A 24,395-nucleotide genomic window follows, 5' to 3' on the forward strand; every position below is an offset into this window, starting at 1 on the left:
GTTTGGTGAGGGACCGCGGCTCGTGTGCCGCGGTCTTTTTTCATGTCCGGGTTCATCGGGAAAATCCGGGTGTTTGTTTTGAGAATTTTGCGGTTCGATGAATAGATTTGCGGTTGCGCGCGGCGGAGCCTAATTTTGCAGCCAAAGAGCAAACCGAAAAAAACCAAAACAAACGGATTATGAAAACATTATCTACCCGAATCTTCGTCCTGCTGGCCGTCGCTTTCGCTTCGGCGGCTTTCGTTGCGTGCAGCGACGACGACGCAACCCCCCCCCGACTTACCCCCGAAACCGGTGAGTTCGGTTTTACGAGCGGCTCCTATACCAAGACGCTGGCCGTCGAGACCGAGCACCTCGCCTCGTTCTCGGCCGAGGTGATCTACGCCGGTGCCGAGACGGGCTGGGTCACGCCCCGCGTGGTTGCGGGCGGCGTGCAGGTCACCGTCCAGCCCAACACCGCTTCGTCGCCCCGCAGCGCGAAGCTGGTGCTGAGCGCTCCCGGTGTGCAGCCCGTCGAGGTGGCGATCAGCCAGAAAGCCAAATTCGCGTCGGAACTGATCGGCAGCTATTCACCCAGGTTCGACCAGGCGAGTTACGATTTCGGTCTCTTCATCGCTTCCGAGTGGAACGAGCAGGGCGCGCCGAAGCTGATGCTCGGCACCACGGAGATCGAGTGGGCGCTGATCGAGATGATGCTTCCACAACTGGCGGGCATCTACTATGTGCAGGGGCTTGCCGGGCTGGACCTCTTGGACGACGGCCGCCTGGCGGCCCGCTACCACACGGTGACGCTGGAAAACGGGATGACCGATATTTTCTCCCCGACTTTCGGTACGGAAACCCTCGTGTTCCCCGATCCGGTGATGTATCCTGCCATACCCGTAGACCTTATCAAATACTATACGCAGGGTGACAAGATCTTCCTCTCGGTGGACAAGCCGTTCATCTCGCGGGTCGATCCCGGGACGCTCGGTGCGCCTATCGTTTCGGTGATCGAGGGGTTGATTGCCAAATACCGCCTCGCGCTGGTGAGCAACGAGGAGGTCTTCGCCTTGCCGCTCAAATACAAAGTCGAGCAGGATGTACTGACGCTCTACGTCGACCGGGAGATGATATTGCCTTTCAAGCAGCTTCTGTTAGACGTGATCGGCTCGGCGGTGCCCGATGCGGGTATCTCGATGAGCGAGGAGATGACCATCGCAAAGGCCGACATCCTGCAATTCGTGACCGGTCTTTTCGACAATTCGACCAAACTGGAGATCGGCATCAAACTCACCCGGCAGGCCGAGTAGGTCGCTGGCCGCAGCCTGTTACGCCGCCCGGAAATTCCGGGCGGCTTTTTCGTGTGCGGCGCGGATTTGCGCGGGCGGATTTAATTCCGTACTTTTGTCTTACGATGAAAAAAATTTTGCTTTCGCTGTGCGTGGCGCTGTGCGCCGCCTGCGGTTCGGCCTACGGGTGGGGACGCATGGGGCACGACGCCGTGGCCCACATCGCCGAGTGCAACCTCACGCCCCGGGCGAAGAAAAACCTGGAGCGCTGTCTCGCAGGCCGCTCGATCGTCTACTACGCTTCGTGGATGGATGAAATCCGCCACGAGCCCGCCTACCGCCACACCTCGGCCTGGCACGGCGCCGACGTGGACGCCGCATGCCGCTACGTCCCGCGCGAAAAGGGCGACGCCGTGGCGTTCGTCGAGACGCTCGTCGAGCAGTTGCGCAACCGCCGTTCGCTGGACGATTCGACGGTCGTGGTTGCGATCCGGTTTCTCGTCCACACCGTCGCCGACATGCACTGCCCGGTCCACGTCAAATACCCGTGGTACCGTAATTTCGAGTTCCGGCTCCAGGAGCGCCGGTACGAATTCCACGCTTTCTGGGACACTCCGGCACTGGAATTGTGCCATGCGTGGGGGTATGCCGACTACCGCGACCAGCTCGACCGCTCGACGCGCCGCGAGCGGGAGCGGATCGCCGCCGGAACGCCCCGCGAGTGGCTCGAAGAGACGGCCCGCGACTGCCGCACGATCCACGAATGGGTGGAACCCGGCGCGCAGCTCGGCAAAACGCAGTCGCGCGACCTGCTCAACCGGGTGCGGCCGCTGGCCGAGCAGCAGATCGTGCGGGCCGGATACCGTCTGGCGCGCATTTTGAATGAGTTGTTCGGATAGATTTTGTAAACTCAAATAACTGACGTATGAAAAAGATCATCGCAGCCGCTGCGCTGCTCCTGGCAATGACCGCCTGCGGCGGCGCCAAACACGACAAGGCTCTGGAGGGCACGACCTGGAAACTGGCCACCATGCCCGGCATTCCCGCCTCGGCGATCTCGTCCCAGGCCGATGCGTTCACCTTGCATTTCGACCCTGCCGACACGCTGGTTTCGGGCCGCACCAACTGCAACCGCTTCTTCGGCAAATACCAGATCCGGGACCGCAAGCTCGATTTCGAGAACATGGGTATGACGCGCATGGCCTGCCCCGACATGCAGTACGAGGACGCTTTCGTGAAGATGCTCGACGAGGTGGACCGTTTCGAGATCAAGGGTTCGCAGCTCACGCTCATGGACGACAAGAAGACCCTGGCCGTCTTCAACGCCGTGGACAAGAACAGCGACACGCGCAAGTAATCCGATTGCGCTCGATCGAAGAGCAGAGCCCGAAACCGGGCCCTGCTTTTTTCGATTTCGGGGCGGGACCGAACGCCCGAACGCCGAACGCCCGAACACCCGAACACCCGAACGCCCGAACGAACGCACAGAGGCCACCCCTTGTTCGTTCGTTCGCCCGTTCGGCGGACCTAAGAGGTCCGTTTTATGGGCGAATGATGGTCTGCGTGCTTTCGGGCCGGTTCTGCGCTACCCGAATTCGCGGTCCGGGGGCTGCGGACTGTCGTTTTTTGGCCGGCGGCCGGAAACGAATCCGCTCGTCCGGGCACCCCAAGAGCCCGAGCAACGGCGAATTCTCGATCCCCGAGCAACGTCGAGGGGTTCGCAAGTTCGATATAAGTAAATAATTATTTTCCGGGGATGCGCCCTGTCCGAACGCCCGAACGAACGCACTGAGGCCACCCCCTGTTCGTTCGTTCGCCCGTTCGGGCAGGGGGCGAGGTGATTTACTTAAAGTTAAATAAGCGGAAGATTCCTCGCGCGAGGCTCGGAATGACAACGGGTGTAAGGAATGACACACGGCCGTGATAATCAACGGACTATTCGACCCCCAAACCCGTTCGAGGTGTCGTAAGTTCAAATAAAGATCGATCTATATAAATATATATATTACTAAATATATTAATACATATATATATTCATGTACACAGCCAACCGAACGCCCGAACGAACGAACAGGGGGTGGCCTGTGTTTGTTCGTTCGGGCGTTCGCCGGGTGTAAGACGGCCGCTGCTGGCTGCAGCCCGCAAAACAAGTACAAGGTAAATTACATGTCAGAAAATTTCTATTCCTGTACACTCCCAACCGAACGAACCGAACGAACGAACGAACAAGGGGAGGCCTCTGTGCGTTCGTTCGCCCGTTCGGGCAGGGGAAAAAGCGGTAGATTCCTCACGCAAGGCTCGGGAATGACATTTCGATTTCTATATAGATAGATATTCCTGTACATTCCCAACCGAACGAACCGAACGAACGAACAAGGGGTGGGCTTGTGTTGTTCGTTCGGCGTTCGCAGAGGGGGACGCGCCCAACCGAACGAACCGAACGAACGAACATGGGGTGGCCTGTGTTTGTTCGTTCGCCCGTTCGGGCAGGGGGCGAGGTGAAAAATCCGAACGAACGAACGAACAAGGGGGGAGCCTTTGTTCGTTCGCCCGTTCGCAACTGAACTCCTCCGCTACAACTTGCAGTATTTCGAGCGGCAGTAGAACCACGGATTGTGCAGGTCCTCCTCGTTGTAGCGCAGCTCCCGCTCGTCGGGCAGCGAGCGCGTCAGGCCCCCGGCCTCGGCGAGGATCAGCTCCCCGGCCGCCGTGTCCCATTCGTAGGTGTGCGTGGTGCGGACGTAGTAGTCGACCGTGCCCTCGGCCAGCATGCAGAACTTGTAGGAGCTGCCCTGCTCGACGATCCCCAGGTCGGGGTGGCGTTCGCGCAGCCGGTCGACGTGCTCGCGCGTCTCGGGGGTCTGGTGCGACCGCGAGAGGGCCACGATTTGCCGGGCGTGGCCCGCTTCGCGCTCCAGCGGCAGGCGCGTCCACCCCGCGACGATCTCATCGTAGGTGTAGTCGGCGTCAGCGGCCGGGGCGATGTGCTCCCTCAGGTAGGCGCCGTCGCCGCGGCCCGCGACGTATATCTTTTCGAAATAGGGGACGTAGATCACCGCTCCCATGCAGACGTTGTTCTCCATCAGGGCGATGTTGACCGTGAATTCGTTGTTGCCCTTGATGAACTCGACCGTGCCGTCGAGCGGGTCCACCAGCCAGTAGAGCTCCCAGTTGCGGCGCTCGTCGTAGCGCATCTCGCGCCCCTCTTCCGATAGGATCGGGATGCGCGTGGGGCCGAGGTATTCGCGGATGGTCTTGTGGGCCAGGCGGTCGGCCACGGTGATGGGGGTGCGGTCGTTCTTGAGGCTTATGTCGTAATCGTCGAGGTTCTTGTAGATGTGCATGATCGCGGCTCCGGCTCTGACTGCCGCGTTGAACAGCGGAGGCAGCAGATACATTCTCACCTTGTCGTTAATCATCGTCGAAACATTTTTTAAGTCGCGGTTTTCGATTACCATGGTAAAGGTAGAAAGAATTTACGATATTGTGAAATTTTTAACATCAAAATTGCCATAGATTCCGCCAGCGCCTCCACCCGCCGAAGCAGGCCGCGGGCAGGTCGGAGAGGGCCTCTCGGGCACAACCCGCTGCGGCCCAGACGAGAGCGGCTGTGAGCAGCACGGCCGCGAGCGGCCAGCGTCCGCTCCAAACCGCGGCGGCGATGGCAGCCGCCAGCAGCAGTCCCAAGACCCGAATGAGGCGGTGTGTGCGCACACACCGCACATCGGGGGTGCAGAAAACGGGTTCCCAGAGGGTCTTGCGGTGCCGGGACGGGATGCTCCGCAGCGGGCGGTTGGCGAATCCTCCGGCCTCGACCACCGCTTCGCGGCTCAGCAGAACTCCGGGTTCGCCGAGGGGCGCGCGGATCGCGCGGATACGGCCCGCAGGCTCCTCGCCCAGTTCGGCGACCAGCCGCTCGACGGCGCCCGGCACCAGGTATTGCCCGGCACGGACGGGCAGCACATAATCGTAAGCCGCTGCGGCGGCCGCAGCGTCGAAATCCCCCGCGGGCGTGTCCTGGGCCCGGTCGAGCAGCACCAGCCGGCGGAAGCACCGCTTGCGCGAGCGCCCCATCATCCGCACCCCGTCCGCGGGAAGCTCCTCCGAGGGGGTGTGGTCCACCCGGATCAGGCAGTAGCGGGCCACCAGCGCCGCGAACTGCTGCGGGTAGCGCCGCGCGTCGAGCACGACCACCACCTCGTAGCGGGCGTATTCGACCGAAAGCAGGTTCTCGATCTGCTTCATCTCGCCCGTGCCGCTCACCAGCACCGAGACGCCCACGCCGTCCAGCGGCCCGCACGACGGACCCCGCATGTCACCGAGCAGGCGCCGCTTGTTGCGCGACCGGACGATCCGATAGAGCAGTGCCAGCGCACACACCGAGCATGCCGCGAGCAGCAGAAAGAGGGCTACCGACATGCCAGACACCGTTTGTAGGATTTGACGAGCGATTCGTAATAGGGGCGTTCCCGCTCCCCGAAGAGTTTGTGGAGGGCCGCCGGAGAGTAACCCTCGCGGGCCATGTAGCGCATCAGCGCCTTGCGCTCGGGGGCCTCCATCCGGCGCAGACGCTCCGCCACCTCGCGCCGCGCGAGCGGCCGCCGCAGCGAGCAGAGCGTGTAGAGCGCCTCGCGTCCCAGTTCGGGCGCCTCGTCCTGCTCGACGATCCGCAGCAGGTGCGCTTCGGCCTCCTCGATGCCGAACTGCCGCACGATGCTCAGCCCCACCATCCTCAGGTTGCGCACGGGCGATTCGACCAGCGGTTCGTAGGCGATCGGCAGCATCCCGCGTCGGAGGAGGGTCATGATCTCGGCCACCTCGCCGGCCGAGAACGGATCGGTGTGGTCGGCCATCAGCCGCAGGGCCGTCGAGGGGTCGGCCGCCAGCCGTGTCATCAGGGCGCAGAAACGCACGCAGCGGTTGCGGCTCGCCCGGTATCGCGCGCAGCGGGCCGCTACCTCGGCCGATGCGGGCAGTCCCGCGAGCAGCCACAGGTAGCGGGCCCGGCGGTAGCCCGAGGAGCGGGCGACACGGCGGAGCAGCCACGTGTCGAGCCGGTAAGCCGCCACGATGCGGCGCAGCGGCTCGGAATCGAGGCCGTAGGTGGCCGAGACGACCCCCGCGAGGGTCTCGGCCAGCAGCAGCCGGGCTCCCGAGCGGCGGATCAGCGGGAAGCGCGGCGCCTTGCCGTCCCCGGCGGCGAGCGCCAGCATGAGGATGTGCAGGTAGCGGCTGCCGAGCACCGCGTCCCGGCTCCGCCGCCTGCGCGCACGCAGACCGGCCGCAAGCCGCGCCGCGAGCAGCAGGACCGTCGCCGCAGCCGCCGCAGCCGAGTAGAGGATATAGAGTCGTTCCATCACAACTGCCTGGTCAAGAAATCGCCGACCTTGCGCCGCAGCCGTTGCAGGCTCACGGGAAAGGTCATGTACTGGTCCACGCCGCACTCCAAGAGGCTCAGCACCGTCTGTTCGGACTGCTGCCACGACACCACGTAGAACGACGGGCGCCGCAGTCCCTGGGGCCGCAGGTCGCGCACCGGGTTGTCGCCGCACAAAAACGGGGCCACGCGCAGCACGATCACCAGGTCGAAAAGCACCTTTCGGCACAGACGCTGCATCTGCTGGCCGTCCGACGCACAGCGCACCTCGGCCTCGATGTCCAGCAGCGAAAGCCGGACCAGGTCGCGTAAGAAAGCATCGTCGGAAACAATCAATATTCGGTGCATGCACTCGCAGCCGGCTTTTGCCGGACGTCGCCACCCCTGCCCAAAACCATGCCAGAGGCGGATATGCGCAAAAAAAATCGCCGCAGAGGTTGTATATACGATAAATATGCGTATATTTGCACTCCGAATTATGTTCTAATACATAACTATCGCATTAAATGTACGTTATAGTAGAGATTGCAGGTCAGCAATTTAAAGCTGAAAAAGGTCGGAAACTTTATGTCCACCGTCTTCAGGGCGAAGAAAATTCGTCCGTAAGTTTCGACAAAGTCCTGCTCACAGACAACGACGGTCAGGTCAAAGTCGGTGCACCTGTTGTAAAAGGCGCCGCGGTAAAGTGCAAGATCCTGAAGCACCTCAAGGACGACAAGGTCCTGGTCTTCAAGAAGAAGCGCAGAACGGGTTATCAGAAATGCAATGGTCACCGCCAGTATCTGACCCAGATTCTCGTGGAGGAGATCGTTGCGTAACCCTTTAAAAACTGAAGTAACATGGCACACAAGAAAGGTGTAGGTAGTTCGAAGAACGGCCGTGAGTCGGAGAGCAAACGACTCGGCATCAAACTTTTCGGCGGTCAGTTCGCAAAGGCGGGCAACATCATCGTTCGCCAGCGCGGCACGGTACACAACGCCGGTGAGAACGTAGGCATGGGCAAGGACCACACGCTCTTCGCCCTGGTAAACGGAACCGTCGCTTTCTGCAAGAAAGGCGAGGGCAAATCCTACGTGAGCGTCACTCCCCTGAGCGAGTAGGCTCCAGACGACAAAAAATCAAAGCGGCTTCCCCTTTCGGGAGGCCGCTTTTCGTTGCGCCCGTAACGACACACGGGGCGCGTTTGCCCCGTGTGACGCCATCCACGACTTTACCCGGCGGAGAATCCGCGCCGGGAAAACGTGCGATTACCGGTTGTTCTTGGTGTACTGGTTGTGACCCTCGGGGTTGTTGACGTGGCCTTTCATGGCCTCGCTGCGGGTCTCGCTGCTCTCCGACGTACCGCGTCCGCCCCGGCTGGACGACGAACTTTCGCTGCGGCTCGAAGAGCTACTGCTGCGGCCCTCGCCCCGGCTCGACGACGATCTGCCGGTGTGGCCCGTACCGTTGCGGCCCTCGGGGTTGTTGACGTGGCCTTTCATGGCCTCGCTGCGTTTCTCGGAGCTCTCGGTCGTGTTTCCGCGACCCCGGCTCGACGAACCCTCGCTGCGGCTTTCGCCCCGGCTTGAAGAACCCTCGCTGCGGCTCGAAGAGCTGCCGCGGCTCGACGATTTGTTTTCGGTGAACTGGTTGTGGCCTTCGGGATTGTTGACGTGTCCTTTCATCCCTTCGCTGCGCTCTTTGTCGCCGTTGTTAGACTGTCTCATAACTTTTTTTTGCTTTTTAATTAAACAATTATGGTTGCCTCACGCACCCGAAAAAGCGTGTGCTTTCCGGCATGCCTTTCGGTTTACCGCAAAAGGGGCAAAAAGTGTACCGTTCGGATAAAACAGAAGAAAAAACGGGAGGGGCAGACAAGGTGAAAGGTGAAAGGTGAAAGGTGAAAGGTGAACTTTGCGGGTAAGCGAGCGCAGAGGCTGCTTGCAGGCTATGCCGAGCGGGAGCAAAGTCAAGCCGCCGTAAACAAGGTGAAAGGTGAAAGGTGAAAAGTGAAAGGTACTTTCGATCCCCGAGCAGGGTCGAGGGGTCGCAAAACAGGTGAAAAGTGAAAAGACAAAGGTGAAAGGTGTTTTCGATCCCCGAGCAGGGTCGAGGGGTCGCAGGGTATAGCAAAGAACTCGCCGCTGCAAGCGGCGGCAGTCCGCAGCCACCCCGGGCGGAGGACTGCGAAATCGGGGAGCGCGGAACCTGCCCGAAAGCACGCAGACCATCATTCGCCCATAAAACGGGCGTCTTACGCCCGCCGCTGGCTGCGAACTGCACGAAAAGGTGAAAGTGGAAAGTGTTTTCTGTGTCCGTAGAACCTAACGAGTGGTCGTCCGGGTGTTGCGTCATCTTTTGCAGTTTGCAGCCAGCGGAGGGCAAATCGGGAACCGATGCAGTCCTCCGCATCCGGGGGCTGCGGACTGCCGTTTCCGGCCATCGGCCGGAAACGAATCTACTCGTCCTCGATGAACCCGACCAAATAGATAGCCCGGGTAGCGGCCTCTAAATATAAATAATCATTCTCCGGGATGCGCCCGACCGACCGAACCGAACGAACGAACAGAGGCCACCCCTTGTTCGTTCGTTCGCCCGTTCGCCGGACCCGAGAGGTCCGTTTCGAGGGCGACGGGAGAGGAATGACGAAATGGAGCGTCTGGAATGACAAGGGGGAAGCGTCCGGAATGACGATCAGGAATCCTCCTTTTCGATGTCGCAGGCCGAGCAGTTGCCCGAGCAGCCGGCGTCGGCGCAGTCGGTCTGGCCCGAATCCTCGCGCGACTCCTGCACGGCGCAGCGGATCCCGAGTCGCTGCATGTTCTTGTTGGTCGAGATTTCGGAGTCGATGTGGTGCCCCTTGAGCATCAGCGTGAGCGACATGCCCACGACGAACAGGGCGACGGCGGCTATGGAGCAGAGGAGGACGATCAACCAGGTTGGCATTGTATTGGATAGTTTTGTGTGCTGAAATTTTGGCTTTCGGCGACAAATGTATACATTTGTAAGATAATTTGCAAAAACGGTACCCGTGGTGACGCAAAGGCTTCGGGGCGGAAAAAGAGAACGGCGAACTATGAGAATCGTGATAGCGGGAGCGGGCGAGATGGGCAGCCACCTGGCCAAGATGCTGAGCGGAAACGGCCACGACATCACCATCATCGACAGCGATCCGAAGCTGCTCGCGGAGGTGGGGAGCCTGGCGGACGTGATCTCGGTCGAGGGCGATTCGACCACGTTCGCCGTGCTGCGCAAGGCCGCGGTGCGCAAATGCGACCTCTTCATCGCCGTGAACCACATCGAGAACGACAACGTCGTGGCGGCGATGCTGGCCAAGAAGCTGGGAGCCCGCAAGGCCATCGCCCGCATCGACAACAACGAATACCTCGAACCCAACAACAAGGAGATGTTCATCGACATGGGCATCGACTACCTCTTCTATCCCGAAAAGGTCGCTGCCCGCGAGGTCATCAACCTGCTGGGCCACACCTCGACCACCGAGTACGTCGATTTTTCGAGCGGCAAGCTCTCGCTGGTGGTCTTCCGACTCGAGCCGGCTTCGCCGCTGGTCGGACAGGTGCTCACGGGTTTCGACGACGACCAGGCGCCCCTGAGTTACCGCACGGTGGCCATTACGCGCGGGGGGCAGACGATCATTCCGCGCGAGGGCGAACGCTTCATGGAGGGCGACGTGATCTACGTCATCGCCCGGCAGGATGCCGTTCGGGAGGTGATGGAGTACTCGGGGCAGATGAACATCGAGATCAAGAACATGATGATCCTGGGCGGTTCGCGCATCGGAATCCGCGTCGCCACGGAGTTGCAGGACGAGGTCAACATCAAGCTGGTGGACTACAACGCCGAAAAGGCCTACCGCCTGGCCGAGATGCTCGACAAGACGCTCATCATCAACGAGGACGGCCGCAATACCGAGGCCATGATGGAGGAGGGGCTGTCGAACATGGATGCGTTCGTCGCGGTGACGGGCCGCAGCGAAACGAATATCCTGGCGGCCATGCTCGCCAAGCGCATGGGCGTGAAGAAAGTGATCGCCGAGGTCGAGAACCTCAACTACATCAACCTCGCGGAGTCCATCGGTATCGACACGATCATCAACAAAAAGCTGGTCACGGCGTCGAATATCTTCCGCTTCACCATGTCGACCGATGTGCAGGCCATCAAGTGCCTGACGGGCAGCGACGCCGAGGTGCTGGAGTTCATCGTCAAGCCCAACTCCCCGGCCACCAAGGCCCGCATCAAGGAGCTGGGACTGCCCGAGGATACGATCATCGGCGGCATCGTCCGGGGCGACAAGGTATTCATCGCCGTCGAAAACATGGAGATCAACCCCTACGACCGCGTGGTGGTATTCGCCATGCCGGCTTCGGTGGGAAAGGTGGGATACTTTTTCAATTGAGAATTAAGAATTAAAAATTCATCGGCCCCTTGTCATTTCGCAGCACAATACTCAAAGCGTGGTTCTCGCAGCGGGAGCGAGCGATCGACCGGTTCCGGCGCCATCCGCTGGAGGTGCAGGAGCGCATGCTGCGCCGGCTCTTGCGGCGCGGACGGCGCACGGAGTTCGGCGAGCGCTACGGGCTGGGGCGGGTGCATACCGTCGGGCAGTTCCAGTCGGCGGTCGAGACGTTCGACTACGACACGTTCAAACCGTTCATCGAACGGATGATGGAGGGGGTGCGGAACGTGACGGCGCCGGGGCGCGTGGAGCTCTTCGCCCGCTCGTCGGGCACGACCTCGGACCGCAGCAAATACATCCCCGTGACGCGGGAGTCGCTGTGGTGGAACCACACGCTGGGGATGCGCGACGTGGCCACGGTCTATGCGGCCAACTACCCCGCGACCCGCGTGTTCGAGGGCAAGACCCTCACGCTGGGCGGCTCGTGCGTCGCCGAGCGGGGCAATCTGGTGGGCGACCTCTCGGCGCTCTTGATCCACGAGACGACGTTCTGGAGCGGCTGGTTCCGCGCCCCGCGGACCGAGACGGCCATCATCCCCGATTTCTGGCAAAAGGCCGACGCCATCTGCCGCGAGTGCACGGGAGAGCGCATCACGGCCTTTGCCGGGGTGCCGTCGTGGAACCTCGCGCTCATGCGCCGCGTGCTGGAGTACACCGGGAAGCGGCACCTGCTGGAGGTATGGCCCCATCTGGAGATGTTCGCCCACGGCGGGGTGGAGTTCAAGCCCTACCGCCGCTCGTTCGAGGAGCTGATCCCCTCGGACAGGATGCACTACATGGAGACCTACAACGCCTCGGAGGGCTTCTTCGCGCTGGCCGACGATCCGCGGCGCGACGACATGCTGCTGATGCTCGACTACGGGACGTTCTATGAGTTCCGGGGCGACGACGGCGCGGTCGTGCCGCTCGAGGGAGTGGAGGCGGGCAAGGCGTACACCTTGCTCATCACCTCGAACAACGGGTTGTGGCGCTACGAGATCGGCGACCGGGTGGAGTTCACCGCGACCGATCCCTACCGCATCCGTTTCGCGGGACGCACACGTCAGTATATCAACGTTTTCGGCGAAGAGCTGATCGTCGACAATGCCGACCGGGCGCTGGTCGGGGCCTGCGAGGCGACGGGGGCGGTGGTCGGAGAGTATACCGTGGCGCCGTGCTACATGTCGCTGCGCGAGCGCGGGGCGCACGAGTGGATCGTGGAGTTCGAGCGCGAGCCCGCGAGCCGCGAGCGGTTCGCCGAAGAGCTCGACCGTTGCCTGCGGGCTGTCAATTCGGATTACGATGCCAAGCGGCGGACCACCCTCGAACGGCAGCGCGTGACGGTCGTCGAGCGGGGACGCTTTCTGGACTGGATGCGCCTCCGCGGCAAGAACAAGGTGCCCCGGCTGGTCAACGACCGCCGGGTGGCGGAGGACGTGCTTCAGGTGAAAGGTGAAAAGTGAAAGGTGAAAGGTGAACTTTGCGGGTAAGTGAGCTGGTTGAAAGGTATTGTCGAACCTCATAATCGATGAGGGGTCACAGAGCATCCAGAAGAACTCGCCGCTGCAAGCGGCGGCAGTCCGCAGCCACCGGATGCGGAGGACTGCACTCCGCATAGGCTCCGAGCAGACCTCCGCTGGCTCCGGCCCGCAAAACCAAAGAGCGCAGAACCGGCTCGAAAGCGCCGGAACCGGCTGCCGCTCATAAAACGGACCTCTTAGGTCCGGGGAGCGCCGAACCGGCCCGAAAGCGCCGAACCGGCTGCCGCCCACAAGACGGACCTCTTAGGTCCGGGGAGCGCAGAACCGGCCTCGAAAGCGCCCGAACCGCCTGCCGCCCTCAAAACGGCGTTTTACGCCCGCCCGCGTGCGGACGACAAATTGTGATTTTTTGAACTGAGAAAAACCCATACTGACATGTACATAGCCATAGCAGGGAATATCGGAAGCGGCAAGACGACGCTGACCCGAATTCTGACGGAGCGTTACGACGCCAAAGCCTATCTGGAGGAGTGCAACAACCCCTATATCGGCGACTTTTACGAGGACATGAACCGCTGGTCGTTCAACCTCCAGATCTATTTCTTGGGCAGCCGCATCCAGCAGACGATGGACATGCTGCGCGAGGGCAAGCAAGGGGTGATCTTCCAGGACCGCACGATTTACGAGGATGCCCACATCTTCGCCGACAACTTGCACGAGATGGGGTTGATGGCCACGCGCGACATCGAAACCTACATGAAGATTTTTCGGCTGGTGACGGCGCTCATCCCGCGTCCCGACCTGTTGATCTACCTCAAGGCGAGCGTGCCGACGCTCATTTCGCAGATCCGCAAGCGCGGCCGCGAATACGAGATGAACATCGATGAATTGTACCTCAAGCGGCTCAACGACAAGTACGATTATTGGATCGAAAATCTCTACGACGGCGACGTACTGGTGGTGGACAAGGACCACGAGGATTTCTCCGATCCCGGGGTGCTGGAGAAAATCTGCGCACGTCTGGATGCACTCAAGGCACGCAAGTAGCCGATGAACGATTTGCCGATCCCCCTGCCCGCCGGGTTCGTCGAACGGGTCCGCCATGAGCTGGGCCAGGCCGAGGGGCGTGCGCTGTGCGAGGCGCTCGACGCCGTGCCGCCCGTCTCGGTGCGGCTCCATCCGGCCAAAAGCGATGAGCGCATGCTCGGGCGGTTGGGGGCCGCCGGGCGCGTACCGTGGAGCGAGCAGGGATGGTACCTCGAAGCGCGTCCGCAGTTTACGCTCGATGCGGCGTTCCATGCCGGGGCCTACTACGTGCAGGAGGCCGCTTCGCAGGCGGTGGGGCGGCTGCTCGGCGGCGCGCAGACACGCGGAGCCCGCATCCTGGACCTCTGTGCCGCACCGGGCGGCAAGACGACCCTCTACGCTTCGCTCGCGGGACCCGAGGGGTTGGTCGTGGCCAACGAGATCGACCGCCGCCGGGCGCAGGTCCTGGCGGACAACGTGCGCAAGTGGGGTACGGGGAACGTGGCCGTCACGACGTGCGAGCCGAGGGCGCTGGGCGATTTCGAAGCTTGGTTCGACGTGGTGGCCGTGGACGCTCCCTGTTCGGGCGAGGGCATGTTCCGCAAGGATCAGGCGGCCCGCGGCGAGTGGAGCGAGGGCATTGTCAGGCTGTGTGCTGCGCGGCAGGATGCGATTTTGACCGAAGCGTGGCGGGCGCTCCGGCCCGGCGGCACGCTGCTGTACAGCACCTGCACGTTCAACCGCGACGAGGACGAGGGGGCGCTGGAGCGCCTGCTGGAACGGATCGGCGATGAGGCGGCCGAAGCGCCGGTCGAGGCGCCGGACCCGGCGTGGGGAATCGTCGAGGGGTGCGTGGGACCGTTCCGGACCTGGCGGTTCTATCCCCACCGGACCGTGGGCGAGGGGTTTTTCGCCGCCGTGGCCCGCAAGTCGTTCGACGCGGGCGGCCGCAGCCGGACGCCGCGTGCAAGGCGGCAGGTGATCGCTCCGGCGGACCGCGCGGCGACGGCGGAACTGAGCCGCTGGGTCGCGGAACCCGAACAAATGCGGTTCGGCGCCGCGGGCGACACCCTCTACGGCTGGTATGCGGCCCAGGCCGAAGCCGTCCGAACGCTGGCCGATACGCTGCCCGTGATCTATTCGGGCGTGGCGCTGGGGCAGTTCTTCAAGGGGCGTCTGAAACCCGATGCGGCGCTGGCGTTCTTCACGGGGCTCAACCGCGGGGCCGTGCCGTCGGCGGAGCTGGACGATCAGACCGCCCTGCGCTACCTGCGCGGGCAGCCGGTCGGGCCGGAACCGCTGGCCGAGGGGATCAACCTCATGTGCGCCTCGGGGTTGGCGCTGGGATTCGCCAAGCGGATCGGCAGGCGGGTGAACAACCTCTATCCCGATTCGCTGCGCATAAGGATGAAATGAATTTTTGAATTGGATAAGGAATGGCCGAAAAACTTTTTTATTCGATGGGCGAGGTGGCCGAAATGTTCGACGTCAAGCCGTCGCTGCTGCGCCACTGGGAGTCGCAGTTCACTGTCCTGCGCCCCAAGCGCAACAAGAAAGGGAACCGACTCTTCTCGCCGCAGGATGTCGAGCACCTGAAAGTGATCTACCACCTGGTCAAGGAGCGCGGCATGACGCTCGAAGGGGCCAAAAAGGCGCTGCGTCAGCAGCGTGCGGGCAAAGGCGTGGACCGCGATGCCGAACTGATGGAGCGCTTGCAGCGCATCCGGTCGCTGCTCGCGGAGGTCCGCGAGGACCTCAAGGCGGGCGGGGAGGGGATCGTTCCCGACCAGGAGCCCGGGGGTGGGCAGGAGGCGCCTGCAAAGAGCCGCCGCAAGGCTGTGGTACGGATCGACGAGGCGGAGTCCGCGGAGCCGGGAACGGCCGCCAAATCCGCCGCACCGCGCCGACCCCGCCGCAAAAAGGAGGAGAGCGAAACCAAGGAACTGTTTGCGTTTTACGAACAGTCCTTATTCTGATCCATCGGCGGAGTGTATGCCCGGCGTTCCGTCGGTGTACAGTCCCGCCCCCGCTTCGGCTGAAAAAGAGAAACGGATGAAAAAATCGAAAAAACGATGAAAATCTCCCAAATCACCGACGTGATCGAACAATTCGCGCCGCTCCGCTGGCAGGAGCCGTACGACAATGCCGGGCTGATCGTCGGCCGCCCCGGGGACGAGGTGCACCGCGCGCTGCTGGCCGTGGACGTGACCGAAGAGGTGCTGGACGAGGCCGTGCGGGAGGGGTGCGACCTGATCGTCACGCACCACCCGATCATCTTCCACGCGCTCAAGCGGTTCAATTCGGCCGACATCGTGCAGCGCTGCGTCGAGCGGGCCATCCGCGACGGCATTGCGCTCTACGCCTGCCACACCAACCTTGACAGCGCCCCGGGGGGAATGAGCTGGCGGCTGGCCCAGATGCTCGGCATCGGGCGGCTGGAGGTGTTGCAGCCCGCGGCGACGGACCCGAATGTGGGTTTCGGAGTGGTCGGCGAGTTGGCCGAGGCGGTCGGCACGGTCGAGTTCATGCGTCGGATACAGCTGGTGACAGGGGCGCAGGTCATCCGCCACAGCGACGTGGCCACGCCCGCGGTGCGCCGCGTGGCGGTCTGCACGGGCGCCGGGGCTTCGCTCACGGGCGACGCACGCCGGGCCGGGGCCGAACTGTACGTGACCTCCGATTTGAAATACAACGATTTCATGGCACCCGATAAAGCCCTGACCGTAGCGGATATAGGCCATTTCGAGAGCGAATATTGCGCAATTCAACTTTTATTTGATATTTTGTCGAAAAATTTGCGTACCTTTGCGGTTCGCAAGAGTGAGGGCTCTCGAAATCCGGTAAATTACTTGGTTTAAGTCTAAACTATACACTACATTATATGGCAACACAGAAAAAGAGTGCCGAGGTTGACTATTCGATGCAGGAGAAGATCCTGGCGCTCTACGAGCTTCAGAAGATCAACAGCAGAATCGACGAGATCAACAAGGTGAAAGGTGAACTGCCGCTCGAGGTACAGGACCTCGAAGACGAGATGACCGGCCTGAGGACACGCATCGAACACATCAACGCCGAGATCGAGGAGCTCAACACCCTCACCAAGCAGCGCAAGCGCGAGGTCGACCAGGCTCGAATCCTGATCGGCAACTACAAGGAGCAGCAGAACAACGTGCGCAACAACCGCGAGTTCGATGCCATCACCAAGGAGATCGAGTACCAGGAACTCGAAATCGAGTTGGCCGAGAAGCGCCTCAAGGAGTACTCCGCGGGCGTCAAGGCCAAGAAACTCCAGCTCGAAGAGGCCGAAGCCGTCACGGCAGGGCGTGCCGCCGACCTGGAAGCCAAGAAAGCCGAACTGGCCGGCATCGAGGCCGAAACCGCACCCCAGGTCGCCCGCTTCGAAGAGGAGGCCGTGCGTGTGCGCGAAAAGATCGACCAGCGGCTGCTGGCGGCCTACGAGCGCATCCGCAACAACGTCCGCAACGGGCTGGCCGTGGTCACGGTCAAGCGCGATGCGTGCGGCGGATGCTTCAACCGCATCCCGCCCCAGCGCCAGGTGGACATCCGTCAGGGCAAGAAGATCATCGTCTGCGAGTACTGCGGCCGCATCCTCGTGGCCGATCCCGAGAGCGAGGAGTAGCGCGCCTGTCGAAAACGCATACGGCCGGAACCGAAAAGTTCCGGTCGTTTGCGTTTTTAACATGTTAAATTATTAACATTGAAAATTCTTCCGACTTTTACTTTTTATCCTTAACTTTGCCGCGTTGTATTTACCCGACTAAAACTGCCATAGATGAAGATAGCGATTGCCCAGTTGAATTACACCATCGGCGATGTGGACGGCAATGCCTCGAAGATCATCGATTCGATCAACAAAGCCAAGGCGGAACGGGCCGATCTGGTGATCTTCGCCGAGCAGGCCCTAAGCGGAACCCCGGCGTTCGACCTGCTGCGCAAAACGACTTTCCTCGAACTGTGCGAGGATGCGCTGGTCGAGATCGCTTCGTGCTGCGACGGCATTGCGGCCATCGTCGGCATGCCGATGCTGACCGACCGGGGCACGATCAGCGCCGCAGCGTTGATCCAGGACCGCAAGGTGCTGCGCTACGTGGGCAAGAAATACATCACCGCACGCCGCGAAATGGGCTTTCTCACCCCCTCCAAAGGGTATGAATACGCCACGATCAAGGGGCACAAATGCGCCATCATCGTGGGCGACGACCTGAGCCGCGAGCACGATTTCGACCAGTCGGTCGAAACCATCATCTCGATCAATGCCCGCAAGTACGGCAAGGGGTCGATGACCTACCGCTACGAAATGATGCGCAACCTCTCGTTCGTCGAGGGCAAGAACCTCGTGCTCGTTAACCAGGTGGGCGGATCGACCGATATTGTCTACGACGGCACCTCGGGAGCGTTCAACAACCGCGGCGAACTGGTGCTGATGATGCGCAATTTCGAGGAGGATTTCCGCGTTTTCGATACTGCCGCTCCGCACGAGCCGGTCGAGGTGCCCTCGACCTACAACGACCGCACGCGCATGGTCTACGAGGCCGCCCGCTGCGGACTGCGCGATTTCTTTCTCAAGAACGGCTACCGCAAAGCCTCGATCGGCCTTTCGGGCGGTATCGACTCGGCGGTGGTGGCCTCACTGGCCGTCGATGCGCTGGGCCGCGAAAATGTCCGCGCACTGATGATGCCTTCGCCTTTCTCGTCGGAACATTCGGTCGAGGATGCCCGGCAGCTGGCCGAAAACCTCGGAATCGAATACAACGTCATTCCCATCTCGGAGATCTACACCAGCGTGGTCAACACCCTCAAGCCCGTCATCGGAGGGACGGAGTTCGACTCGACGGAGGAGAATATCCAGACCCGCATCCGCACGGTGCTGCTGATGGCCGTGCAGAACAAGACGGACCACATCCTGCTGAACAGCTCGAACAAGAGCGAGAACGCCCTGGGACTCTGCACCCTTTACGGCGACACGGCCGGCGCGTTCAGCCCCACGGGCGACCTCTACAAGAGCGAAATCTACGACGTGGCCCGCTACATCAACCGGATGCACGAAAACCGCATCCCGGAGAATATTCTCGACAAGGAACCCTCCTCGGAGCTCCATCCCGGGCAGAAGGACTCGGACATACTGCCTCCCTACGAGGTGGTCGACGCCATTCTCTACCGCATGATCGAGGAGGGGCAGCACCGCGAGGAGATCGTCAACGCCGGGTTCGACTCCGGGGTGGTGGAGAAGATCCATACGATGATCATGCGCAACGAGAAGAAGCGCTACCAGTTCCCGCCCGTGCTGCGGCTCTCCGTGTGCTCGTTCGGCCACGAACGGCTGATGCCCCTGACGAACAAATACGGAGATTAGGGCGGTGCCGGAGCTGATCGAACATAGCGGCGTGGTGGAACGCACCGCGGGCGGTACGGTTTACGTGAAGATCACCTCCCGCAGCGCCTGCGGCTCCTGCAAGGCACGCCAGGCGTGCGGCTTGGCGGAGGCGCAGGAGAAGATCGTCGAGGTGCCTGCGGCCCAGGCCGGGGAGTATGCCCCGGGCGACAGGGTGACGGTGGGCGTCAGACGGCGTGCCGGAGGACTGGCCGTGGCGCTGGCCTATGTCGGTGCCCTTGCGGTGCTGCTCGCGGCGCTCGTCGCCGGCATTTCCCTCCTGGGCTGGAGCGAGGGGTGCAGTGCGCTGGCGGCGCTGGGCGCTGTGGTCCTCTATTACGGCGTGCTGTGGCTCTTCCGCCGCAAAATAGAACACACAATACAATTTACAATAACGAAAAACTAATGGATGTATTACTTTTCACGGTCCTGACGCTGTGTGCGCTGGGCGTGCTCTCGGCGGTGATCCTCTATTTCGTGGCGCAGAAATTCCGCGTCGAAGAGGACCCGCGCATCGACCAGGTGGAGAAGATGCTGCCCGGCGCCAACTGCGGCGGCTGCGGCTTTGCCGGCTGCCGCGGTATGGCCGACGCGCTGGTGCGCAACGAGGACATTTCGACCCTCTTCTGCCCCGTGGGCGGCGGCGACTGCATGAAATCGGTCGCCTCGTACCTCGGAAAGGCCGCTGCCGAGAAAGAACCGCAGGTGGCGACCGTGCGCTGCGGCGGTACGTGCGAGAAGCGTCCCCGCACCAACGAGTACAACGGGGCTTCGTCGTGCGCCGTGGCCTCGTCGCTCTACGTGGGCGAGACGGCCTGTGCGTTCGGCTGCCTGGGATTCGGGGATTGCGTGGTCGCATGTGCGTTCGACGCCATCCACGTCAACCCCGCGACGGGGCTTCCGGAGGTCGACGCCGAGAAATGCACCGCCTGCGGCGCGTGCGTGAAGGCGTGCCCGCGGATGATTATCGAACTGCGGAAAAAGTGGCCCAAGAACCGCGCGGTCTACGTTTCGTGCGTGTCCAGGGACAAGGGCGCCGTGGTGATGAAAGCCTGCAAGGCCGGGTGCATCGGCTGCGGCAAGTGCGTGAAAGTATGTCCTTTCGAGGCTATCACGCTCGAGAATAACCTGGCATATATCGATCCGCAAAAGTGCAAGCTCTGCCGCAAGTGCGTGAACGAGTGCCCCACGGGCGCCATCCGGCTCGTGGGCATGGAGCCGCTGCCCAAGGCGCCGAAAGCGGCCGCTGCGCCTGCAACGCCCGCCGCGGGGAAAGCGGCCGCTCCGGCGGCGAACCCGGCCGCAGCCAAGACGGCTTCGGCTGCCGGGGCTTCGAAAGCCGCTGCTCCGGCTGTGGATAAAGTAGCGACCGCTGCGCCTGCCGTGCCCGCTGCTGCCGAGGCTCCGAAAGCGTCGGCTCCGGCCGCAGAGAAAGCGGTTCCGGCTGTTGAAAAGGCGGTTGCAGAACCCGCGGCCGCAGAAAAACCGGCTACCGAAAAACAAGTTGCCGAAAAATCGGCCGCTCCGGCCGCCGAACCGAAAGTAGCCGCTGCCCAGGCTGGGACGAACCCGGTTGCCGCATCCGGGAACGCAGTGAAGCCGATTCCGGCTCCGCCCGTGCCGCCGCGCGCTTCGAACGATGCGCCCAAGTCGGTACCCGCGCCGCAGGTGCCTCCCAAAGCCTCGAACAACTAATCCGATAATATCCGAACCGAAATATGAAGACGTTTCCAACAGGCGGAGTCCATCCGTCGGAAAACAAACTGAGCAGCGGCCGGGCCATCGAGCTTTTGCCGCTGCCCGAGGTGGTGTCGATCCCGCTCGCGCAGCACATCGGCGCGCCCGCCGTGGCCAGGGTCGCCAAGGGCGACAAGGTGCTCACGGGGCAGCTCGTGGCCGAGGCGGGCAGTTTCATGTCGGCCAACATCCACTCCCCCGTATCGGGGACGGTGACGGCCGTGGACATGCAGCCCAACGGGCAGGGCCTGCGCCAGATGATGATTACGATCAAACGCGAGGGCGACGAATGGGCCGAGGGCATCGACCGCTCGGACAAGCTCGTCCGGGAGTGCTCGCTCACGGGGCCCGAGATCATCGCCCGTATCAAGGAGGCCGGCATCGTCGGCATGGGCGGTGCGACGTTCCCCACGCACGTGAAACTTTCGATCCCTCCCGGCAAAAAGGCCGAGGCACTGATTATCAACGGCGTGGAGTGCGAACCCTACCTCACCTCCGACCACCGTACGATGCTCGAACACGGCGAGGAGATGCTCGTGGGCGTGACGATTCTGATGAAAGCCATCGGGGTCGAAAGGGCCTATATCGGCATCGAGAACAACAAACCCGACGCCATCGCCCACCTCCGGGAGCTGGCCGCCGGCTACCGGGGCATCGAGGTCGTACCCCTCCAGGTCAAATACCCGCAGGGCGGCGAGAAGCAGCTCATCGCGGCCGTCACGGGCCGCGAGGTGCCGCCTCCGCCCGCACTGCCGATCGACGTGGGCGCCGTGGTGTGCAACGCTTCGACCACCTACGCCGTCTACCAGGCCGTGCAGAAGAACAAGCCGCTCATCGAGCGCGTGGTGACGATCACGGGCAAGGGTCTCAAGGAGCCCAAAAACCTCTTGACCCGCATGGGAACCCCCATTCAGTCGCTGATCGACGCCGCCGGCGGTCTTCCTCAGGATGCAGGCAAGGTCATCAACGGTGGGCCGATGATGGGCCGGGCGATGGTCAACCTCGCCTCGCCCGTGACAAAAGGGTGCTCGGGAATCACCGTCATGAGCGGCCGGGACGCCGTGCGGCGCGAACCGATGCAGTGCATCAAGTGCGCCAAGTGCGTGGCCGCCTGCCCGATGGGGCTGGAACCCTACTACCTCTCGAAGATGACCCAGAAGAAAGGTTGGGAGGAGCTGGAGGCGCAGATGATTACCTCGTGCATCGAGTGCGGCTGCTGCCAGTCGTCGTGCCCCTCCTACCTGCCGCTGCTGGACTGGGTGCGCCTCGGAAAGCAGACCGTGATGGGGCTGATCCGCGCGCGTTCGGCCGCCCCGAAAAAATAAACGAAAGCGTACCGTTGCGACGTGTCCGATCCGCTGACCGCTTGCAGTCGTTACTACCTCCCACGGGAGAATGCGGCCGCAGGATCCAGGGAAAACGGATGAACGGTACAATGATCCGATGAAAATAAAATTATAGTATAATTTATGGCAAACAAACTTATCGTCGCTCCCGCACCCCACGTGCAGTCGACGCACTCCACGGCCTCGATCATGCGCGACGTGGTGATCGCGCTCGTGCCTGCGCTGGTGGTCTCGACCGTGGTATTCGGCTGGAGCGTACTGGCGGTCGTGGCCCTCTCGGTGGCCTCGTGCGTTGGGTTCGAGTACCTCATTCAGAGATACCTCGTTGGCGGTCCCGTGACCGTCTCGAACTGGTCGGCCGTCGTGACGGGCGTGCTGCTGGCTTTCAACCTGCCCGCTTCGATTCCGTGGTGGATCGTCGTGATGGGCGCATTCGTCGCCATCGCCGTGGCGAAGATGACGTTCGGCGGGCTGGGCAAAAATCCTTTCAATCCGGCACTGGTCGGCCGCGTGTTCCTGCTGATCGCCTACCCGGTGCAGATGACCACCTGGCCCATGCCCGTACGGGGTGCGTTCGACTCCCTCTCGGGCGCTACGCCGCTGGCGGCCGTGAAACAAGGTGCCTCGGCCGACGTGGCGGGCTTCGGGAACATGCTGCTGGGCAACATGCCGGGCTCGCTGGGCGAGGTGGCCGCTGCGGCGCTGCTTCTGGGCTTCGTCTACCTCCTCGTGCGCCGCGTCATCACGTGGCACATTCCGGTGACGGTGCTCGGAACGATGGCCCTCTTCGCATTCGTCGTGGCCGCTGCCGGCGGCATGGGCGGTGAGGCGCTGTGGCAGTTCCCGCTCTTCCACATCCTGGCGGGCGGCGCGCTGCTGGGCTCGATCTACATGGCGACGGACTACTCGACCTCGCCGATGACCGTGCGCGGCGGGGTGATCTTCGCCGTGGGAATCGGCGCGATCACCATGTGCATCCGCCTGTGGGGCGCCTATCCCGAGGGCATGTCGTTCGCCATTCTGATCATGAACGCCGTCGTACCCTTGATAAACAAGTATGTCAAACCCAAACGCTTCGGCGTAAAATAGAGGAGGTGACACCATGAAAAGTACACTTTTGAACATGACGGCCGTCCTCTTCGGCATCACGCTCGTGGCTTCGGCCGGGGTCGGGGCCGTGAACCTCATTACCGAGGAGCCGATCGCCCGGGCCAAGGAGGCTGCGACGGTGGCTGCACTGAACGAGGTGCTTCCGGCATTCGACCGAACGGTACCCGCCGAAATGATGATCGACGAAATACCCATCACGGTCTACACGGCCACCAAAGAGGGCGCCGTGACGGGGTATGCCGTGCAGACAATGACCAAGCAGGGCTTCGGCGGCGCGGTGCGCATGATGGTCGGCTTCACCCCCGCGGGCGAGGTCGTGAACGTCAACGTACTGGAGCAGACCGAGACCCCGGGCCTCGGCACCAAGATGGCCGACGAGGGGAATCCGCTCCTGGGCAGCATCCAGGGGCAGCGGCTCGAAGAGAAAAAACTGGTGGACGGCAAGCTTGCCGTCACCAAGGACGGCGGCGACGTGGACGCTCTGACGGCGGCGACGATCTCCTCGCGCGCCTACGTGGACGCCATCAACCGCGCCTGGATGGCATACAAGAGTGCCGTGACGGGCCAGGCGCCTCAGGAGGCGGCCTCGGGCGCAACGCAAACCAACGGGCCGGCGGCTCAGGAAGGAGGAGAAAATGAATAAGTTGCAGCTGATCGGAAGCGGCATCGTCCGCAACAACCCGACGTTCGTGCTCGTCTTGGGCATGTGCCCCACGCTGGGTACGACCACCTCGGCCGAAAACGGCATGGGCATGGGGCTGGCTACGATGGCCGTGCTCGTCATGTCGAACCTGGTGATTTCGCTCATCAAAAACATCATTCCGGACAAGGTCCGCATCCCGGCGTTCATCGTCGTGATCGCCTCGTTCGTGACGATCATCCAGATGCTCATGCAGGCTTTCGTGCCGGTGCTCTATGCCGCGCTGGGCGTCTTTATCCCGCTGATCGTCGTGAACTGCATCATCCTGGGCCGCGCCGAGGCGTTCGCCTCGAAAAACTCGGCTTTCGACTCGGTGCTGGACGGCATAGGCATCGGGCTGGGCTTCACGCTGGCGCTCACGGTCGTGGGCGCCGTGCGCGAGGTGCTGGGCAGCGGGGCGATCTTCGGCGTGAACCTCGGCTTTGCCAGCGTGGCGCCGCTGATCTTCGTGCTGGCTCCCGGTGCGTTCCTGGTGCTCGGGTACCTGATGGTTTTGTTTAACAAAATAGCCAAGAGATAG

The 24,395-nt window shown here is 62.2% G+C and carries 24 protein-coding genes and 1 pseudogene; 19 read left to right on the forward strand and 6 right to left on the reverse strand.

Features of this window, described 5'->3' with window-relative positions; translation table 11 throughout:
* Positions 1-179: 179 nt before the first annotated feature.
* The 3 genes from ACMQ11_RS07315 to ACMQ11_RS07325 all read left to right on the forward strand — a co-directional run bounded on the left by ACMQ11_RS07315 (position 180) and on the right by ACMQ11_RS07325 (position 2,628).
* On the forward strand, positions 180-1,292 hold the full coding sequence (locus ACMQ11_RS07315) for a BACON domain-containing protein (RefSeq protein ID WP_418992110.1): 1,113 nt from the start codon (positions 180-182) through the stop codon (positions 1,290-1,292).
* 104 nt (positions 1,293-1,396) lie between these two features.
* Complete coding sequence (locus ACMQ11_RS07320; protein ID WP_418992111.1) at positions 1,397-2,170, forward strand: S1/P1 nuclease; 774 nt, start codon at positions 1,397-1,399, stop codon at positions 2,168-2,170.
* Positions 2,171-2,196: 26 nt separating this feature from the next.
* On the forward strand, positions 2,197-2,628 hold the full coding sequence (locus ACMQ11_RS07325; protein WP_418992112.1) for an META domain-containing protein: 432 nt from the start codon (positions 2,197-2,199) through the stop codon (positions 2,626-2,628).
* A gap of 1,216 nt (positions 2,629-3,844) precedes the next feature.
* On the opposite strand, the gene ACMQ11_RS07330 is transcribed toward ACMQ11_RS07325, so the two are convergent.
* From ACMQ11_RS07330 to ACMQ11_RS07345, 4 genes are all read right to left on the reverse strand, one after another.
* A complete protein-coding gene (locus ACMQ11_RS07330; protein WP_418992113.1) occupies positions 3,845-4,690 on the reverse strand; it encodes a 3'(2'),5'-bisphosphate nucleotidase CysQ family protein in 846 nt (281 codons plus the stop codon).
* 82 nt (positions 4,691-4,772) lie between these two features.
* Complete coding sequence (locus ACMQ11_RS07335; RefSeq protein ID WP_418992114.1) at positions 4,773-5,690, reverse strand: hypothetical protein; 918 nt, start codon at positions 5,688-5,690, stop codon at positions 4,773-4,775.
* Entirely contained in the window at positions 5,681-6,628 is a 948-nt protein-coding gene (locus tag ACMQ11_RS07340) for a hypothetical protein (protein ID WP_418992115.1), read from the reverse strand. Before ACMQ11_RS07340 ends, ACMQ11_RS07335 begins: the two co-directional genes overlap by 10 nt.
* Entirely contained in the window at positions 6,628-6,996 is a 369-nt protein-coding gene (locus ACMQ11_RS07345; RefSeq protein ID WP_418992116.1) for a response regulator, read from the reverse strand. The genes ACMQ11_RS07340 and ACMQ11_RS07345 overlap by 1 nt, the downstream gene beginning before the upstream one ends.
* A gap of 158 nt (positions 6,997-7,154) precedes the next feature.
* On the opposite strand from ACMQ11_RS07345, the gene rplU reads away from it, so the two are divergent.
* Both rplU and rpmA read left to right on the forward strand, forming a co-directional pair.
* The gene (rplU, locus tag ACMQ11_RS07350; protein ID WP_015546709.1) at positions 7,155-7,466 is read left to right on the forward strand and encodes a 50S ribosomal protein L21; all 312 of its coding nucleotides are present in this window, start codon (positions 7,155-7,157) and stop codon (positions 7,464-7,466) included.
* Between the two features lie 21 nt (positions 7,467-7,487).
* Complete coding sequence (rpmA, locus tag ACMQ11_RS07355; RefSeq protein ID WP_418992117.1) at positions 7,488-7,748, forward strand: 50S ribosomal protein L27; 261 nt, start codon at positions 7,488-7,490, stop codon at positions 7,746-7,748.
* Positions 7,749-7,895: 147 nt separating this feature from the next.
* Here rpmA and ACMQ11_RS07360 read toward each other — a convergent pair whose 3' ends face one another.
* On the reverse strand, positions 7,896-8,354 hold the full coding sequence (locus ACMQ11_RS07360; RefSeq protein WP_418992118.1) for a hypothetical protein: 459 nt from the start codon (positions 8,352-8,354) through the stop codon (positions 7,896-7,898).
* A 967-nt stretch (positions 8,355-9,321) separates the two neighbouring features.
* On the reverse strand, positions 9,322-9,573 hold the full coding sequence (locus tag ACMQ11_RS07365; RefSeq protein ID WP_418992119.1) for a hypothetical protein: 252 nt from the start codon (positions 9,571-9,573) through the stop codon (positions 9,322-9,324).
* A gap of 130 nt (positions 9,574-9,703) precedes the next feature.
* Between ACMQ11_RS07365 and trkA the strand changes: the two genes are divergently transcribed.
* The 14 genes and pseudogenes from trkA (at position 9,704) to ACMQ11_RS07435 (ending at position 24,395) form a co-directional block, all read left to right on the forward strand.
* The gene (trkA, locus tag ACMQ11_RS07370) at positions 9,704-11,044 is read left to right on the forward strand and encodes a Trk system potassium transporter TrkA (RefSeq protein ID WP_418992120.1); all 1,341 of its coding nucleotides are present in this window, start codon (positions 9,704-9,706) and stop codon (positions 11,042-11,044) included.
* A gap of 29 nt (positions 11,045-11,073) precedes the next feature.
* Positions 11,074-12,546 carry a GH3 auxin-responsive promoter family protein gene (locus ACMQ11_RS07375; protein ID WP_418992121.1) on the forward strand — a complete coding sequence of 491 codons (1,473 nt, stop codon included), beginning with the start codon at positions 11,074-11,076 and terminating at the stop codon, positions 12,544-12,546.
* Positions 12,547-12,999: 453 nt separating this feature from the next.
* Positions 13,000-13,611: a deoxynucleoside kinase gene (locus ACMQ11_RS07380; protein ID WP_418992122.1), complete on the forward strand. Its 612-nt coding sequence runs from the start codon at positions 13,000-13,002 to the stop codon at positions 13,609-13,611.
* An 18-nt stretch (positions 13,612-13,629) separates the two neighbouring features.
* Positions 13,630-15,006 (forward strand): methyltransferase RsmF C-terminal domain-like protein, encoded by a 1,377-nt coding sequence (locus ACMQ11_RS07385; protein ID WP_418992168.1) that lies wholly within the window; start codon positions 13,630-13,632, stop codon positions 15,004-15,006.
* A gap of 20 nt (positions 15,007-15,026) precedes the next feature.
* Positions 15,027-15,566, forward strand: coding sequence for a MerR family transcriptional regulator (locus ACMQ11_RS07390; RefSeq protein ID WP_418992123.1), 540 nt, complete (start codon positions 15,027-15,029; stop codon positions 15,564-15,566).
* 96 nt (positions 15,567-15,662) lie between these two features.
* Positions 15,663-16,448: a Nif3-like dinuclear metal center hexameric protein gene (locus ACMQ11_RS07395; protein WP_418992124.1), complete on the forward strand. Its 786-nt coding sequence runs from the start codon at positions 15,663-15,665 to the stop codon at positions 16,446-16,448.
* 23 nt (positions 16,449-16,471) lie between these two features.
* Positions 16,472-17,230, forward strand: a complete 759-nt coding sequence (locus tag ACMQ11_RS07400; protein WP_418992125.1) for a zinc ribbon domain-containing protein — start codon at positions 16,472-16,474, stop codon at positions 17,228-17,230.
* Between the two features lie 153 nt (positions 17,231-17,383).
* Positions 17,384-18,964 (forward strand): NAD+ synthase, encoded by a 1,581-nt coding sequence (locus ACMQ11_RS07405; RefSeq protein WP_418992126.1) that lies wholly within the window; start codon positions 17,384-17,386, stop codon positions 18,962-18,964.
* 4 nt (positions 18,965-18,968) lie between these two features.
* Positions 18,969-19,388 (forward strand): SoxR reducing system RseC family protein, encoded by a 420-nt coding sequence (locus ACMQ11_RS07410; protein WP_418992127.1) that lies wholly within the window; start codon positions 18,969-18,971, stop codon positions 19,386-19,388.
* Positions 19,388-20,401, forward strand: a pseudogene (locus ACMQ11_RS07415) (Fe-S cluster domain-containing protein); the annotation flags it as partial. The gene ACMQ11_RS07410 and the pseudogene ACMQ11_RS07415, both read left to right, overlap by 1 nt.
* A 299-nt stretch (positions 20,402-20,700) precedes the next feature.
* A complete protein-coding gene (gene rsxC, locus ACMQ11_RS07420) occupies positions 20,701-22,044 on the forward strand; it encodes an electron transport complex subunit RsxC (RefSeq protein WP_418992128.1) in 1,344 nt (447 codons plus the stop codon).
* Between the two features lie 144 nt (positions 22,045-22,188).
* On the forward strand, positions 22,189-23,154 hold the full coding sequence (locus ACMQ11_RS07425; protein WP_418992129.1) for an RnfABCDGE type electron transport complex subunit D: 966 nt from the start codon (positions 22,189-22,191) through the stop codon (positions 23,152-23,154).
* 13 nt (positions 23,155-23,167) lie between these two features.
* Positions 23,168-23,818 (forward strand): RnfABCDGE type electron transport complex subunit G, encoded by a 651-nt coding sequence (locus ACMQ11_RS07430; protein WP_418992130.1) that lies wholly within the window; start codon positions 23,168-23,170, stop codon positions 23,816-23,818.
* Complete coding sequence (locus ACMQ11_RS07435) at positions 23,811-24,395, forward strand: RnfABCDGE type electron transport complex subunit E (protein ID WP_418992131.1); 585 nt, start codon at positions 23,811-23,813, stop codon at positions 24,393-24,395. Before ACMQ11_RS07430 ends, ACMQ11_RS07435 begins: the two co-directional genes overlap by 8 nt.

This window comes from Alistipes sp., from assembly GCF_048465575.1.
In the GTDB taxonomy this organism is placed as follows: Bacteria; Bacteroidota; Bacteroidia; order Bacteroidales; family Rikenellaceae; genus Alistipes.